This is a genomic window from Acetobacterium sp. (assembly GCF_030652775.1).
Classification (GTDB): Bacteria; Bacillota; Clostridia; order Eubacteriales; family Eubacteriaceae; genus Acetobacterium.
Genome location: NZ_JAUSPS010000006.1, coordinates 1 through 16,427 on the forward strand (window position 1 = coordinate 1; position 16,427 = coordinate 16,427).

At 48.2% G+C, this 16,427-nt stretch carries 11 protein-coding genes and 1 riboswitch; of the genes, 2 read left to right on the plus strand and 9 right to left on the minus strand.

Annotated features, from left to right (window positions below; genetic code table 11):
- The 3 genes from Q7J41_RS00605 to Q7J41_RS00615 all read right to left on the minus strand — a co-directional run.
- Positions 1–420 (minus strand): ABC transporter permease (locus Q7J41_RS00605; protein ID WP_304884239.1); only part of this gene is annotated, 420 nt, incomplete at its 3' end.
- On the minus strand, positions 414–1,124 hold the full coding sequence (locus Q7J41_RS00610) for a lantibiotic protection ABC transporter ATP-binding protein (RefSeq protein WP_304884241.1): 711 nt from the start codon (positions 1,122–1,124) through the stop codon (positions 414–416). The genes Q7J41_RS00605 and Q7J41_RS00610, both read right to left, overlap by 7 nt.
- Before the next feature lie 314 nt (positions 1,125–1,438).
- On the minus strand, positions 1,439–2,698 hold the full coding sequence (locus Q7J41_RS00615) for a Glu/Leu/Phe/Val dehydrogenase (protein ID WP_304884242.1): 1,260 nt from the start codon (positions 2,696–2,698) through the stop codon (positions 1,439–1,441).
- Between the two features lie 267 nt (positions 2,699–2,965).
- Between Q7J41_RS00615 and Q7J41_RS00620 the strand changes: the two genes are divergently transcribed.
- Complete coding sequence (locus Q7J41_RS00620; RefSeq protein WP_370650962.1) at positions 2,966–3,406, plus strand: Lrp/AsnC family transcriptional regulator; 441 nt, start codon at positions 2,966–2,968, stop codon at positions 3,404–3,406.
- A 454-nt stretch (positions 3,407–3,860) separates the two neighbouring features.
- On the opposite strand, the gene sdaAA is transcribed toward Q7J41_RS00620, so the two are convergent.
- The 6 genes from sdaAA to gcvH form a co-directional block, all read right to left on the minus strand.
- Complete coding sequence (gene sdaAA / locus Q7J41_RS00625) at positions 3,861–4,736, minus strand: L-serine ammonia-lyase, iron-sulfur-dependent, subunit alpha (protein WP_304884245.1); 876 nt, start codon at positions 4,734–4,736, stop codon at positions 3,861–3,863.
- An 8-nt stretch (positions 4,737–4,744) separates the two neighbouring features.
- Entirely contained in the window at positions 4,745–5,407 is a 663-nt protein-coding gene (gene sdaAB / locus Q7J41_RS00630) for an L-serine ammonia-lyase, iron-sulfur-dependent subunit beta (protein ID WP_304884247.1), read from the minus strand.
- Between the two features lie 115 nt (positions 5,408–5,522).
- Positions 5,523–6,983: an aminomethyl-transferring glycine dehydrogenase subunit GcvPB gene (gcvPB, locus tag Q7J41_RS00635; protein ID WP_304884249.1), complete on the minus strand. Its 1,461-nt coding sequence runs from the start codon at positions 6,981–6,983 to the stop codon at positions 5,523–5,525.
- A complete protein-coding gene (gcvPA, locus tag Q7J41_RS00640) occupies positions 6,976–8,322 on the minus strand; it encodes an aminomethyl-transferring glycine dehydrogenase subunit GcvPA (protein ID WP_304884251.1) in 1,347 nt (448 codons plus the stop codon). The genes gcvPB and gcvPA overlap by 8 nt, the downstream gene beginning before the upstream one ends.
- 13 nt (positions 8,323–8,335) lie before the next feature.
- On the minus strand, positions 8,336–10,978 hold the full coding sequence (gene gcvT / locus Q7J41_RS00645; RefSeq protein WP_304884253.1) for a glycine cleavage system aminomethyltransferase GcvT: 2,643 nt from the start codon (positions 10,976–10,978) through the stop codon (positions 8,336–8,338).
- A gap of 25 nt (positions 10,979–11,003) precedes the next feature.
- On the minus strand, positions 11,004–11,381 hold the full coding sequence (gene gcvH, locus Q7J41_RS00650; RefSeq protein ID WP_304884255.1) for a glycine cleavage system protein GcvH: 378 nt from the start codon (positions 11,379–11,381) through the stop codon (positions 11,004–11,006).
- Positions 11,382–11,543: 162 nt separating this feature from the next.
- Positions 11,544–11,648, minus strand: a riboswitch (glycine riboswitch).
- A 279-nt stretch (positions 11,649–11,927) separates the two neighbouring features.
- Between gcvH and Q7J41_RS00655 the strand changes: the two genes are divergently transcribed.
- Entirely contained in the window at positions 11,928–16,337 is a 4,410-nt protein-coding gene (locus tag Q7J41_RS00655) for a YDG domain-containing protein (protein WP_304884257.1), read from the plus strand.
- The last annotated feature ends 90 nt before the right edge of the window (positions 16,338–16,427 follow it).

The window sequence follows — 16,427 nt, forward strand, 5'->3', positions numbered from 1 at the left end:
AATCGGAATCTGAAAAAAAAAGGTTAAAATTAAGATGCTCATGGCCAATAAGTTAGCTGGCAAAGAAATAGTCGCTTGATCAAATAATCCCATCATGGCAATACCCAACATAAAAATCAGACTGGAAAATAAAAACAGTAAACTCACATAGAGTGTTTTGCCAATCCAGAACAATGCTTTTTCTTTTGGATAGAGAAATAGCCCTTTATATTCAAGATTCTTATCCCGACCGATGATCATCGCCGCTAAAATAGCGATAAGTCCGGGTAGAAACATGACCACCCACCAATTATAGGCGCCATTTTGTCCCCCTCCCAAAAAATAACAGAGCAGCAGTGTCATAATGGGTGCCAGAATAACAAATTTGTTCACCGCTGACCGTTTACTTTTCTGAAACTCGGATTTTATGATGGCTAACATGCGCGTTCACCCGCACTTTTTCGGATCACATCCATAAATATCTTCTCCAAATCCTCACCTCTTTGGACGGCGCCCTGATAGCCCACGACCCCATCAGCGATGATTGAGACCTCATCTGCAACCAGTGCCACTTCTGATAGAATATGACTGGAAAGAATGACCGTGATCCCATGAGATGGGAAGGAACGGATTAATTCTCGCAATTCTTCGATCCCCACCGGGTCAAGACCATTGGTTGGTTCATCTAGAATCAACAGCCGGGGATTATTAATAATGGCTAAACCAATTCCTAAACGTTGCTTCATACCCATCGAGAAATTTCTCGTTTTCTTTTTGCCGGCACTTTCCAGGCCAATCAGCGATAACACTTCCTCGGCTCTTGAGCTGGGTAGTTCATAAAGGGTACACGCCACCTTCAAGTTTTCCATGGCAGTCAGATTAGGATAAATACCCGGATTTTCAATCAGGGCGCCAATTTTAGCTAAGTCTTTTCTTTCCCAGGGGGTATCTTCAAACAGGATCTCCCCATCCGTCGGCCTGATCAGTCCGGTGATCATTTTTAGCAGGGTTGACTTCCCCGCGCCATTTGGCCCCAGCAGACCATAAACCGAGTTTTCTTTTACCTTAATTGACAGGTCATTGACCGCTTTTTGATTCTTAAATTGTTTCGTCAATTGTTTTGTTTCTAAAATTATTTTTTCCATCAGTTTCTCCCATTTGTTTGATTATTTAGTTGCCTTACTAACAATCTTACAAAGCAAATATAAGGAATTGATAAGGCTACGAAAAATTTTGCAACTTAAGTAGCTTATTTGGTTCCAATGCTTACTTATGCATTTGAATTTCTTTTGACAAAGTGCAGCAGACAACGCAAAAAGAAAAAACAACCGACTGATACAAAGTCGGCTGTTTTTTTGGTGAGGTGGATGTTATTACCTTAATAATTTAGTCCATGAACCTTGAAATAAGGTTGAAAAAGAAAGCTGTCTTCTAAAACTTGATCAAATAACCTTGTCGATCAGGGAAAAATTCCTTTGATTTCTTCGGCGTAGATCAATCGTTTCAGGGCGATGATATAAGCGGCCATCCGCAATGAACACTGTGATTGCTGACTTTCTTCGAGAATCTCGACAAAAGCGGCCGACATAATTTTTTCCAGCGTTTTATTGACCTGATCCCGATTCCAGGTTAAGATCTGAATATTCTGAACCCACTCAAAGTAAGAGACAATGACGCCGCCGCTATTGGCAAAGATATCCGGCATCAGCACAATGCCCCGTTCTTCCAATAGCGCATCAGCTTCCACGCTGGTGGGTCCATTGGCGCCTTCAATGATATAGGAGCATTGCAGTTTTCCAGCATTTTCAGCATTGATCTGATTCTCCAGCGCCGCCGGGATCAGGACATCACATTTGCAGGTCAGGACCGCTTCATGAGAAATATGGCTGACTCCCGCTTTCTGATAATCCTTTAACTGTTTGCCTTTAATCTCCAGGAACTCCGATATTTCATCGGCATCGAGACCGTTTTCGCAGTAGATGCCCCCGGAAACATCGCTTAAGGCAACAATTTTACTGCCGCGATGACCCAGAATCCGGGCCGCATTGCCACCGACATTGCCCATCCCCGAAATCGCCACCGAGACATCCGAAAGCTGCTTGCCATCCCGTTCCAGAATCAGTTTGGTACTGATGGCCACGCCGCGACCGGTGGCTGAATTCCGTCCTTTGGAGCCGCCCAGTTCCAATGGTTTCCCGGTAACCACCCCGGGACAGGGCTTGCCTTTTAACATGCTGTAGGTATCCAAAATCCAGGCCATCGTTTGGGCGTTGGTGTTGACGTCCGGGGCCGGGATGTCGGTATCGGCACCAATCAGCGGTTCGATGGCAAAGGCGTAGCGCCTGGTCAATTTGCGCAGTTCCCGTTGGGACAGGTTATTGGGATCAACCCGTACCCCGCCTTTGGCTCCGCCATAGGGAATATTGACCACCGCACATTTTAGCGACATCCAGGTTGCCAGGGCCTTCACTTCATTTAAATTACAATCCTGATGAAAACGGATCCCGCCTTTAAAGGGCCCCCGGATATTGGAGTGCTGCACCCGATACCCTTCAAACACCTGCACTGTTCCATCATCCATTTCTACTGGCAAATATACCTTTGTTTCCCGCTGGGGATTCTTTATGATATCAAACATATATTGATTCATCCCGCCAATTTCCATTGCCTCTGTCATTACATCTACCACGTTCAAATATGGATCATAGAATTCTCTCATACAAATATCTCCTGTTTATGAATTGTTGCGGCACATCAACTGAAAACAATCATAAACTTAAAGCATTTACATTGTCAATCACGCAATGTAAAACGATGATACTTAATTATTTTAAGCGTATATACCTAATTTAAAAAGTTTTTTCGCTTTTGAACTTAATTTAATTATGCTACAATATTGTAACGTATATTCGCTATTTTACATCAACAATCCATTTTCATTTATTTTCAAAGATGTCAGGAGATTAAAACTATGAAAAACAAGTTACTGGATGCCATCGATCTGCAGATATTAAATCTGCTCCAGAAAAATGGCCGGATCTCAATCAAAGAACTGGCGGCCCAGGTCTATCTTTCCTCCCCGGCGGTTTCTTCCCGGATTGAACAGTTGGAAAAAAACGACTATATTTGCGGCTACCAGGCGGTGGTGAATCCCATCAAAATGGGCTATCATATTAAAGCTTTTGTCAATCTCGAAGTGGAGCCGGTCTGCAAAAAAGAATTTTATCCCTACATTCAGACCTGCAACAACGTCATTGAATGCAATTGTGTCACCGGTGATTATTCCATGCTGCTGGAGGTTCTTTTCCCCAGCACCAGCGAATTGGATAGCTTCATCGGTGAACTGCAACGATTCGGCCGGACCAAAACACTGATTGTCTTTTCAACTTCGGTGGAACACCGGGGCATTGATTTTTCGCTGGAGTAATAGACTTAGCGAACTAATTTAGGTTACCCATTACCTCGTCTGCTTATGTCCCCTTGTGACTCTTTAGAAGGCATCGATCCACAAGCGATCATAAGAAGACTGGTTCGATTCATTCTACCGAGCTTATTTGAGCAGCATCTTATTGACCGCATTAATCATTGCCAAAGCACTGGCCCGCATCACATCCTGTTCATCAACCTAATAAAACAGAAAAAGCAGCCGTTCAATGAACCGCTGCTTCTAATAGTAAAGTGAAAAAGATGTCGAAACTTTTATCACTTCACAAATTTTAACTTGTTAAGCTTAACTTTCTCTGTAAGCATACGTTTACTTAAGCATATGTTAAAAAAAGATGAAAATTACTGTAATTTATTTCTAGAGACTCCCAAACTTTTTCACAACAAGCTTAAATCCCGCCAATTTTTGATTTTAATCCGATTATTCCATCACTGAGTCAGCGTAAAATATCCCGGGCGATTTTCTTCCCGGTGGGGGTGTCGGCCAGACCCCCTTCCGCCGTTTCTTTTAAAGATTTTGGCATGGCATCCCCGATGGCCTTCATGGCGCCAATCACCTCGTCCACTGGGATGGTGCTCTCAATACCAGCTAAGGCCATCTCTGCGGCAATCAGGGCATTAGCAGCGCCACTGGCATTGCGCTTGACACAGGGCACCTCTACCAATCCGGCAACCGGATCACAGACCAGTCCCAGCACGCTTTTCAGAGCGATGGCACAGGCATTAGCGCACATTTGCGGGGTGCCACCCATTAATTCAACGGCCGCCGCCGCAGCCATCGCCGCTGCACTCCCGCATTCCGCCTGGCAACCACCTTCCGCCCCGGAAATGCTGGCCTTTTTGGCAATCACCATGCCGAGTCCTGCGGCGGTAAAAAGACTCATCACCACCTGGTTCTCTGACAAATCGTTTTCTTCTTTCAAGGTCAAAAGAACGGCCGGAATAATCCCGCAGGATCCGGCTGTGGGCGCAGCCACAATTCTGCCCATACAGGCGTTCACTTCGGCAATCGCCAGCGCCTTGGCCAGAGTTTCACTGAGCACCTTGCCACTGAGGGTTTGGCCCGCATTAACCGACTGTCTCATTTTATTGGCATCACCGCCACTGAGTCCGCTGGCTGATTTACTCACTGCGGTAAGGCCTTTAGTAGCTGCTTCCGCCATCACCTGAAGGCTTTTCCGCATTTCTTCCATGAGTTCTTCCCGGGATCGTTCCATTTGCAGGGCCTGATCCTCTAACACCAACTCGGAAATCATTTTTCCTTTTTTTTTCGCTTTGTCCGCCAGTTCCTGTATCGAATCATAACTAATCATCTTCGCTCCTAATAGATTGGCTCAATTAATACAGCCTTTTTCACCGTCTTCACCGCTTCGATTAAACTGATCTGCTCACCTTTAACGGCCTGATCGGTCTCAATCACCATCATCGCCTCCCCGCCACGATGGGAACGGTACATATTCAACTCGGCAATGTTAATCCCCTGATCCGCCAGCAGATTGGTCACCGCCGCAATCACCCCGGGGGTATCGGTGTGAGGGATCAGTAGCGTATAATATTCACCATTGAATTTGACATTGATCTCGTTGATCCGGTTGACCACAATTCGGCCGCCACCCACTGACGAGCCCTGGACAATGGTTTTTTTACCGGTTTGATCAACCGCTGAAATCAGGGCCGTGTTGGGATGAACTTCTTTATTTTGAGACTTCCTGAATTTAAACGTCATTCCCAGCTCCCGGGCCAGCTCCAGACTGTCCTTAATCCGCTCATCATCGGGCGCCATACCGAGCAGCCCGGCAATAATCGCTTTATCGGTACCGTGGCCCTTATAGGTTTGGGCAAAGGAGCCATAAAGCTCAATGGTCACCACTGCCGGCTGCCCACCGGAAACCGCTCGGGCTATTTTTCCGATCCGCACCGCTCCGGCCGTATGGGAACTGGACGGGCCCACCATAATCGGTCCGATAATATCAAATACATTCATGCCAACCTCAATCTTCAGGCGTCAGCCAGTTTTTAAACACCAATCGCTGGTGTCGCGATCCATGATGCTCTTATCTTTTTACCCCGGAAATTACTTTTTAAGCGATTACTCCTCTTTACACCTCTTTGACATACCGTAGTATCGGTTTACGTACCGCCTTGACCTCATCCAATCGTTTTACGATGGTGTCGTGGGGTGCTTCCTTTAACAGCTCCGGACTTGTTTCGGCTTCTCTGGCAATTTGCCGCATCGCTTCAATAAAATCGTCCAGGGTTTCCTTGCTTTCAGTCTCCGTCGGTTCAATCATCAACGCTTCTTTGACAATCAAGGGGAAATAAATCGTCGGCGGATGATAACCAAAATCAATCAGCCGTTTGGCAATGTCAAGGGCCGAAACCCCCAATTTCATCTGCTTCTGGGCTGAGAAGACGACTTCATGCATACAGGTCTTGCCGAAGGGCAATTCATAATCATCCTGAAGTCTGGCGCGGATATAATTGGCATTGAGCACCGCTGTTTCCGATGCTTCCCGAAGACCCACAGCCCCCAAGGAGCGGATGTAGGCAAATGCTTTAACCACTACCCCAAAATTGCCATAGAAAGATTTAACTCGTCCAATTGATAAGGGGCGGTTATGATCCAGAACATACTTATCAACGGCCCGTTCCACCACTGGCGCCGGCAGGAAGGGAACCAACTCTTTTTTGACCCCCACCGGACCTGAACCTGGGCCGCCGCCGCCATGAGGGGTACTGAAGGTTTTGTGCAGATTAAGGTGCACCACATCAAAGCCCATGTCACCGGGGCGGGTCTTGCCCATAATGGCATTCATATTGGCCCCGTCATAATAGAGCAGTCCGCCCGCCTGATGGACAATCTCGGCTATTTCGACAATGTTTTCTTCAAATAAGCCCAGGGTGCTGGGATTGGTGAGCATCAGCCCGGCAATCTCATCACTCATCACGGCCTTTAATGACGGGATGTCGACGCCGCCAGATTCGTTGGATTTCACTTCGATCACATCGAAGCCAACCACTGCCGCCGAAGCCGGATTGGTGCCATGGGATGAATCCGGCACGACGATTTTTTGTCGCTTCGTGTCACCCCGGTACTGATGATAGGCTTTGATAATCATCAGTCCGGCCATTTCACCATGGGCGCCAGCCGCCGGTTGCAGCGATACCCGGGCCATTCCGGTGATTTCCGCTAGCATCCGATCGGTTTGATAAAGGAGTTCCAGTGCGCCCTGAACGGTTTTTTCTGACTGATAAGGATGGATTCGCGAAAATCCGCTGTATCTGGCCACATCTTCATTAATCTTGGGATTATATTTCATCGTACAGGAACCCAGCGGGTAAAAGCCGGAATCCACACCGTGGTTCATTTTCGACAAGGCGGTAAAGTGCCGAACCGCATCCACCTCGCTGACTTCCGGCAGTTCTGCGGACTGCTGCCGCAAAAATGCGGCCGGAATGACGCTGGCAAGGTCCCTTTCCGGGACATCACAGACCGGTAACAGGCTGGTTCTGCGGCCCGGAACCGATTTTTCAAAAATCAGTGCTTCGTTCTTAATCACAATGGTTCACCGCCTTTTCTACTAAACTGTCCATTTCTGGTCGGGTCCGTTTTTCGGTCACCGCCAGCAACCAGCCGTTTTTTAGCTCCGGATACGATTTATCCAGCGCATAACCGCCGATAATATGATCCGCAAGCAAAGCATCGTTTAGTACATCGGTATCACCGGCGCTGGTCACTGTAAACTCCTTGAAAAAGGGAGCTGAAAAAACGGGCGCAAATTTTCCCGATTTGATCAGCTGGTCATATAGGTAATGGGCTTTGTTGAGGCAGAGGGTGGCCACTTCTTTTAACCCCTCCTTGCCGAGAACGGTCATGTAAATGGTCGCCGCCAAAGCATTTAAGGCCTGGTTGGAGCAGATGTTAGAAGTCGCCTTGTCCCGGCGGATATGCTGCTCTCTGGTCTGCAGGGTCAGCACAAAGGCACGTTTGCCTTCAACATCGGTGGTCTGGCCAACGACCCGACCTGGCAGCTTCCGCATCAATGCTTTGGAGGTGGCCATGAAACCCAGACCCGGACCGCCAAAACTGATCGGATTACCCAAACACTGGCCATCCCCAACGACAATATCGGCTCCCAGTTCGCCCGGGGATTTAAGGATTGCCAGCGAAATCGGATCGACACTAGCAATCAGCAGCGCCTTATGCTGGTGTGCCAGTTCGGCAGCCTGACCAAGATCTTCAATGATGCCAAAAAAGTTGGGACTCTGAACAATAACCGCCGCCGTTTGATCGGAACACGCTGCCGCCAGCGCATCTAGATCGATACTGCCATTGTGGTAGCCAATCTCTTTAACCGCAATGCCCTTGTAGTGCGCATAGGTCTTTAACACTTCGCGGCTCTCAGGATGAACGGTATTGGCGATCAGCATCTCATTTCTGCCGGTCTGGCTAGCGGCCATAGCGACTGCCTCGGCCAGAGCGGTGGCACCATCATACATCGAGGCGTTGGCAATGTCCATGCCGGTCAGCTCACAGATCATCGACTGAAACTCGAAGATTGCCTGCAGGGTGCCCTGGCTGATTTCCGGCTGATAGGGGGTATAGGCAGTATAAAACTCCTGCCGCGAGATAAGATTACCGACTGCGCTAGGGATGAAATGATCATAGGCCCCGGCGCCGAGAAAACAGCTGGTGTCATCAAGATTTTTGTTTTTCTGGGACAGCTTTCGCAGAGCTGTTGTCAGTTCCAGTTCTGATAAGGCCGGTGGTAATTCCAGATCCCGGCTCAGACGCACCGCTTCCGGGATATCAGCAAAAAGTTCCTGGATCGAATCGTTTCCCATCTCTGAAAGCATGGCTTTTTGTTGCTCTTTGGTATTGGATATATAGGATGCCACTCTTCTTCCCCCTTTATAACGTTGATTTTAGTTTTTCCAGCTGGGCTGTGATTGCTTCATCATCAAAGCAATATTTGAGATTGGTGAAATTACCTCTCAGCTTCGTCACATCTTCTTTAACATCTTTATTTCTTAAGATCACATCAGCCATCAAGCCCGCAGTTTCGGCAAACTCTTTGTTACCAAAACCGAACCGGGTCATTTCTGCCACGCCGATACGAATGGCGCCGGACGCAGTAAATCCCTCTTCTTCCGGGGTGGCCTGATAGTTGATGATTATATTGTTGGCTTCCAGTCGATTGGCGACTTGCGGTCCAATCCCATAACCGACTCGCACCACCACCTGATGGGTCTCGGTATAGGAGATGGCCGGATCTCCAGCCACATCCAGGCCGGCATCAGCCAGACATTTGGCAAAATATTTAGCATTATGGATGACATTTTTCTGGTATTCGTCTTTAAAATAGTTCATTTCGTAGCTGGCCATCAACAGACCCAGCATCGTCCCCAGATGGTGATTGCTGACACTACCGGGGAAAGCCCGGGTTTCAATGGTTTCCCAAAGGCCATATTTATAATCGTCTTTGTCATAGTTACCGGCAATGATGCCCCGCTGCGTCCCAAAGAAAGTTTTGTGGGTGGAACCAGTCACCAGTTCCGCCCCTTCAGCAAAGGGATCCTGGAAATAATCGCCCACCAGCCCCAGCACATGGGCCATATCATACATAATGATTGAATTTAGTTTCTGAGCATCGACGAAGTTTCTGATTTCCCGAACGGGTTCCTTATGCAAGACCATACTCTTACCAAAGATAATCAGCTCTGGCTGATATTGGGCGATCACCTTTTTGGTTTCTTCCACATCGATTTTAAAGGGGTTATCCTTTTCCACCGGAAAATTCACGATCGCTGTTTTTTCCGTTTGGGGATCAATGGCAATATAGTCGTGGAGGGCCCCCATCGGCTGGGCACTTAAATGACCGCCTCTGATGATATGATTATTCATCACATAACCCAAACGCTTGGCATCGACCTTCCGGTTGACCCGGTTTTTATAATCCATTAGCGCACTGAAGACCGCCACATTGGCCATCTGCCCGCTAATCACCCGGGTTTCTACCTCAGCACAATGAAGATATTTTTTCATTTCTTCCATCAGCAGATATTCAATCTCATCAATAAAGGCCGTCCCCTGATAATAAAACACATCATAATCATAGAAGGATTTTGTTTTTTTGTGCTCCGCATAACGGAAAGAAGGATCCATTACCGACAATAACCGCACCGCCGCTGAATGAGACTGTTCCGATGGGATCAGGTTAATGGTTTGATGCTGTCTCAAAATGGTGTTGTCAAAGCTTCTTTCCAGCAGATTCAGGGCTTTGGTCTGATAATCCGGGGCACTGTCAAACTGACGTTCAATTTCGACCCCATAAATGATCGGTCTGGCAAAGGGTGGCGCATCGCTTTTCATATGATAGGGAGCAATCACTGCCGCTACCATCTTACCGCGGATTTCTACATCAACCAGATCATTTAATTCAACATCCCCATCGATGAGAGCCAGGCCGATCGCCCGCATCGCTTTCTCGTCGGTGATTTTGCTGTCAAGCCCGTATCCTTCCGCCTTTAAATAAGGCACCATGGTCGCACTGGTAATCACTCCGACTGCCTTTCCCGCTTTAAAGACCTGACAGCCCGCTCGGGCAATGCCGCGGCCAGTAAGGGCAATCGGTCTGACAATCCGGGCTAATTCTGACAAATCAGAAAGATCCCGTTCCATAATTTTTTTAAACCCAATATATTGTTTAGCCAGGGCTGCTCGGCCGATATAATCGCCTTTGACTTCGGCAAAGCTGACCGCAAATTTGGCCAGTGGGCAAGAAAAAATTGGTATTTCGTTACCGTCATTATCAAGGCCTAGCTCATGGCCGTAAAGAGGCAGACCGGCTTCCAGTCTTAAGGTATCCCGGGCGCCCAGGCCGATAGCCATCGCTCCCAGTTCAAGCAGCTTTTCCCAGATTTCGGCGGCTTGCGATGCCTTTGTGAAAAGCTCAAAGCCCAGCGGTTCACCGGTGTAACCGGTTCGGGCAATCAGCAATGTCTCACCTTGGTAATCAAGAATTGCCAGAGCATTTTTAAGCGGCTCGGTAAGATTCTCACTTCCGGTGAGTTTTTTAAGGATGGTTTTTGAATCGGGGCCCTGCAGCGAAATCATCGCAATTTCAGCGGATCGATCAACGATTTTAGCATCAAAATATTTTATTTCGGTGTTCAGGTGCTCCCAGTCTTTTTCGGCGTTGGCCGCATTGACCACCAACAGAAACTCATCTTCATAAAAGCGATACAGATAAGCATCATCCAATGCTCCGCCGTTACTATTCTGGATCATCGTGTATTGAGCCTGCAGCAGATCCAGCGCCAGCACATTGTTGGTTAACACATGTTGTAAAAAGGCGGTGGCCTCCTTCCCGGAGACAATGAATCGGCCCATATGGGAGACATCAAAGATCCCTGATTTAATGCGGGTATGAATATGTTCATCGACAATGCCGGCTGGATACTGGATCGGCATTTCCCAGCCTCCAAAATCCACCAGCGTTGCCCCGGCTTTGACATGATTGTCATAAAAAAGTGTGCGTTTTAAATTTCCCATTTGTTAAGCTCCTGTTTTCTGCGTTTTACTCATGACAGATGGTTTCGTATGCTGTGGCATCCATGAGCGCATCCAGTTCCGTCGGATCGTCCATTTCAACACCGATCATCCAGTTTTCAAAAGCATCGGTATTGAGCAGTTCCGGTTCATCAACCAGGGCTTCATTTATTTTGACAACCGTCCCGGATATTGGCAAATAAATATCGGAGGCGGCTTTTACCGATTCCACCACGCCAAAGGTCTCCTCTTTGCCAATCGCATCGCCAATCTCCGGCAGTTCGACAAAGACAATATCGCCCAGGGAATGCTGGGCATAATCGGTTATCCCGATGGTGGCCAGATTGCCCTCAACTTTTACCCACTCATGATCTTTTGAATACTTCAAACCTTCAATAATTTTCATCTTTTTTGTCCTCCACTTTGTTTAGTTTCTGTAAATTCAATACCCATTCTGAAATTTTATAAACAAAAAAACAGAAGGCTTACGCCTTCTGCTCTGTTATTAACCTGAGAGTTTCGTTCCATTTTGGAAGTTGCCCCTTCGGTGCTACGCTTTCCAGAGTTATGTCCGGTTACGGTCCCCTTTACCTGAGATCATCACTGATAATTAGCTAAATATCGGCTTTATCCTTCGGTGCTGCACGTGTGCAGGCTCTCCCGTATCCATCATCCATTCGCAACTATTTAATTGTGCTAAATAACCTATTTCGTATCGGTATTTCTTTATGTATTCTGTGAGTATAACCCTTTCCAGGGGGGATTGTCAACCACCTAAATCAATTCTCGCTTCGTGAACAGTACTTTTGGGGTGCCAATTGTTATTATCGTCATTTAGACGGTCTGATATAATACTTGCGTTCAAGCTTTATTTGAAGCGATCTTTTTTTACAGTGGGTCTGTTGTTCTTTAACGAACCCCTTTAATCAACAAACATTTTAAGGAGAAAACTATGAAAAAAATCTTATCGGTCTTACTTATCTGCTGTGCGCTATTTCCCGTTCATTCGGTTTTGGCAGCATCTGCAGATACTACTTTACCGGTTCTTTCCCGAGGCCATATTCAGGATCTCGGCGATTACCCGGCGGATGGTTCCTGGGTGGCGAGCCCCAATCGGATTGGCACCGTTGGCCAGAGCAAACGGATTGAAGGCTTTGAATTAAAGCCTGACAATGATCTGCCAGCAGATATTGAGCTGCGCTACAACGTCCATGTTCAGAATATTGGCTGGCTCTATGATGAGAACGATCCAACCACCTGGGCTAAAAACGGTGATTATGCCGGAACCCGGGCAAAAAGCCTGCGGATTGAAGCGATTAAAATCGTCCTGCTTGATGCCACCGGCAATAAGGCCACCAGTTATCATATCCGCTACCAGGGACACGTTCAGGATGTAGGCGATCTGCCAGCCGATTCCCAAAAATGGCTTGCTGATGGCGATCAGCTTGGTACCGTGGGCAGTTCTCTGCGACTGGAAGCTTTGAAACTGGAAATTGTTAAAGATGCCTCGACGGTCACCGATTTAAGTGCCTACTCGGCCCTGCTTAAACAAACAGATGGCTTGAGTGAGTCTGACTATACCAAAGCCTCCTGGGTCAATCTGCAGACGGTTCTAACGAATCACGTCGTTACCGACAAAAACACAGCGGAAGAAGTGGCTGGGGCTGTTAAAGCCATCGAAGCAGCTATCCAACAGCTTGAAAAGTTAAGCACCACCACAGTCCACGACAAAGCCGGCACCTATGGCCCCACCAGCGGCTCGGAAACGATCAGCCAGGATGTGATCATCACCGCTACCGGGGTAACGCTTCAGAATCTGATCATTGATGGTGATCTGATTATTGATGAAGCCGTTGGAGACGGTGATGTTACCCTGAATAATGTTACGGTCACCGGCGAGCTGCGGGTTCGCGGCGGCGGTAAAAACAGTATTCACATCAGTGGTGGAAAGTATGCGAAAATTCTGGTTGAACAGGCCCCTGACGGTGGCGTCCGGATTGTGGCCACCGGTCTTGACGGGGTTCCGGTTGTGTTAAGTGAAAATGCCGCTGGTGAAACCCTGATTCTGGAAGGCAGCTTTGCATCAGTCACCATCAATGCGCCCGATGCCGTGATTAAAACCGATAAACAGACGAGCATCAAGCAGCTGAATATTGCCCCAGAAGCCCAAAACAGCACGGTGAATCTGGGCAGCCAGACAACCGTCACCGATCTTTCTGTACAGGCTCCCACCAATGTAACCGGGACGGGTACTGTCGGCAAAGCCGCAATCGCTTCAGACAATGTCAGTTTTGAAAAAGCACCCCAAGAATATACCGTCGATACCGGTGTGGTCGTGCCACCAGTGATTCCAACGCCAACACCTGAACCGCCAACACCGCAACCACAACCCGGTGGCAGCGATGGCGGCTATACTCCACCGAGCAAAATCAGTCTGAGTGTGGCCACTGCACCAACTGTTACCCTGTCTAAGACCTATGATGGTACCACTGCTACCGATGTAACCAATCAGACCCTTGATGCCACAACGATTACCGGCATTCTCTCCGGTGATGATGTGCAGGTAGTTGCCACCGCCACCTATGACAATAAAAAAGCCGGAACCGTTAAAACCATTACCATTTCCTACACATTGTCCGGCACCAATGCCAGTAAGTACAATCCACCGGCTGCCACGACTGCAACCGGCGAGATTACCCCAAAAGCGCTGGTAAGCGCGACGACACCGATCGCAAAGGAATTTGATGGAACAGCGACGCTTAACACCGAAATTAGCGAAAACCTTGGGCAGCTTAGCTCCGATACACTGACAATCACCCGGACTGCCACCTATCAGAACAGCGGCGGTAACACCGATGCGATTGAGGTGGGCTCCAATAAACCGGTAACCTGCAGCTACACCCTATCGGGAGCAGATGCCGTAAATTATCTTGCCCCGGCGGACCACACGGCCACCGGGACGATTACCAAAAAAACGCTGACGGTCACCGCCGCCAGCCTGAATATCAATAAAAGCAAAACCTATGATGGCACCACCGATGTGTTTAATAGCAAGGGAAAAATTGCCGCCGGCAATAATGCGATCAGTGTGGCAACCGGTGTAGCAGCCGACCCCAATATTAATGTTACGGCCACCGCAGTCTATGATAATCAAAATGCCGACAGCAACCGGACCATTACAGTTAGCTATACAATTGACAGTAGCCCTGCTAATAAACGCTACCAGATCGCAGCGACCGAACCAATCCACGGTGCCAGCATTAGCGCACGACCCTTGACGATAACCGCTCCCACTCCGGTGACCAAAGCCTACGACGGCACCACCGAAGTCTTTACGGAAGCCGGTAATACCGAGAAAATATATAATATGCCAATCACACCCGGCAATATTGTCGCTGCTGATGCCAGCAAGGTGACGGTCACAGCGACCGCCACTTATGACACTGGCAAGGATGTTGGCACCAATAAAAAGATAACCATTACCTACACCCTTGCCGGCGATGCTGCCGGGAATTATCTGCCACTGTCAGATGATCACAGCAAAAACGCTGATATTACCCCACTGACGATTGCCACCACTCCCATTGTCAACAATAGTGATAAGACAAAGGAATATGACGGTACCAGCAAGGCCGCTGTAACCATCAGAGTTACCGATACTAATCAAATACCAATCGTTCAGGACGCACTCACTAACGGGACGCTGGTATTTGATACCACTGCCGTCTATCAAGACAATAATAGCGAAACCAGTACCGTCGGTAGCGGTTATACCATCGCCTATACCTATAAACTCAGCGGCACAGCAGCCCACAATTTCAGCCTGGTGGGTGCTGCCTCCGATGGCAGTATTACTGGTACGATCTCCGGCGGCAGTATTACCGCGAAGAAACTATCGGTTACCGCTACTGCTCTGGGGCTGCAAACCGAGAAAGACTATGATGGTAGTAGCAACACCAATGTGAATGGCAAACCCATCACAGGCAGCACTGGCCTGACCGGGATCGTCGGCACGGAGCAGGTCACCGCGACGGTATCAAGTCACTATACCGATGCCAATGCCGGCGACCATAATATCACCACCAGCTTTTCGCTTAGCGGCGATGACAGCGGCAATTACTGTATCGAGCCCCTCACCGACAGTGCCGGCACGATCACGCCGATTCAGCTGACATTCGACAACACCAAGCTCCCAGCGATCGCAGCGACGCAAAAGTATGACGCCACCAGAGATGTTTATCTGACTGATAACACAACCAAATTATCGGATTATCCCCTCAGTGCTGATGCCGTCAGCGGCTTAATCAATAACGAGGCGGTAACGGTCAAAGCCACCGCTAACTATGACAATAAAGATGTCGGTGAAAACAAACCGATTACTATCACCTACAGCCTAAGCGAAGAGGCCGCTAAAAACTACCTGGCCCCGGATCCAGATACATCAAAAACGGCGGCGATTACACCAAGAATCCTGGGTTATGTCAATGTCAATCTGGTAACCGTAAAAAAATCCGATGGCAGCAGCAGCGTCACGGTCACATATGCTGGAGTTAATCCGTCTAAGAATCCAGCAAACGGTACTGACGCTATTGCCCATATTGCTGGTAGTGTAGAGCAGGAAGATGTGCATCTGGCAACCTACAGCGCTGACTATTACGACGACGATCAGAAAACCAGTGCCGTGGGCAGCAATTACGACATTAAACTTAGCGGCAGCTTAACCGGCAACCATGCCAGCAATTACATCATGGGCGATTATACTTATTCAAGTAATGGCCAAATTCTTGATGCCAATGCGGTTATCTCCACACCTTACAATAACACCGCCTGGACTCCGGCCGGCACCCTGACCGCACCGGCTTCCAATTTTAAACTCTTCTATGCCAAACAAGCAAGTAGTACGACATTTTACGGCTATGACAGCAGCGGACAAATCTACAGTTCGATCAACTTAAACAGCTGGACAAGCGGTGAGCAGGTTGCCTTGGACGACAGCAAAAAGCTGATTGGCGTCAATAATATTTGGGGGCCGCTGGCGATTGACAGTAACGGCACCGAAGACGACGCCGGCAATAAATACTACCAGATTTATTACTGGTCAAACGGATGGAGTGATATTGATCCTGAAAATCCAGAGATAACCACCACCCTCATCCCAATCAATCCCACCTATTATTCTGACAACAACGGCGACTATCTGATCTGTCAGGACAAAAACAATAACAACAACGCAATTAAACGCGTTATTTCTGGTTCAGACCAAGCGACAATCGCTGCTAGCTCAGGCCCCTCCCTCCCCAGCGGCTTTAATAACTCGCTACTGGTCTATAATGGCAGCACCCTGACACTTTACGCTTACTAAAACTCCTATGGCAATCCCTGTCGAGGGTTGTCCCGTCAGTAAAAAACTCTAAGGCCCCTGATTCAATCCCGAATCAGGGGCCTCTTTATT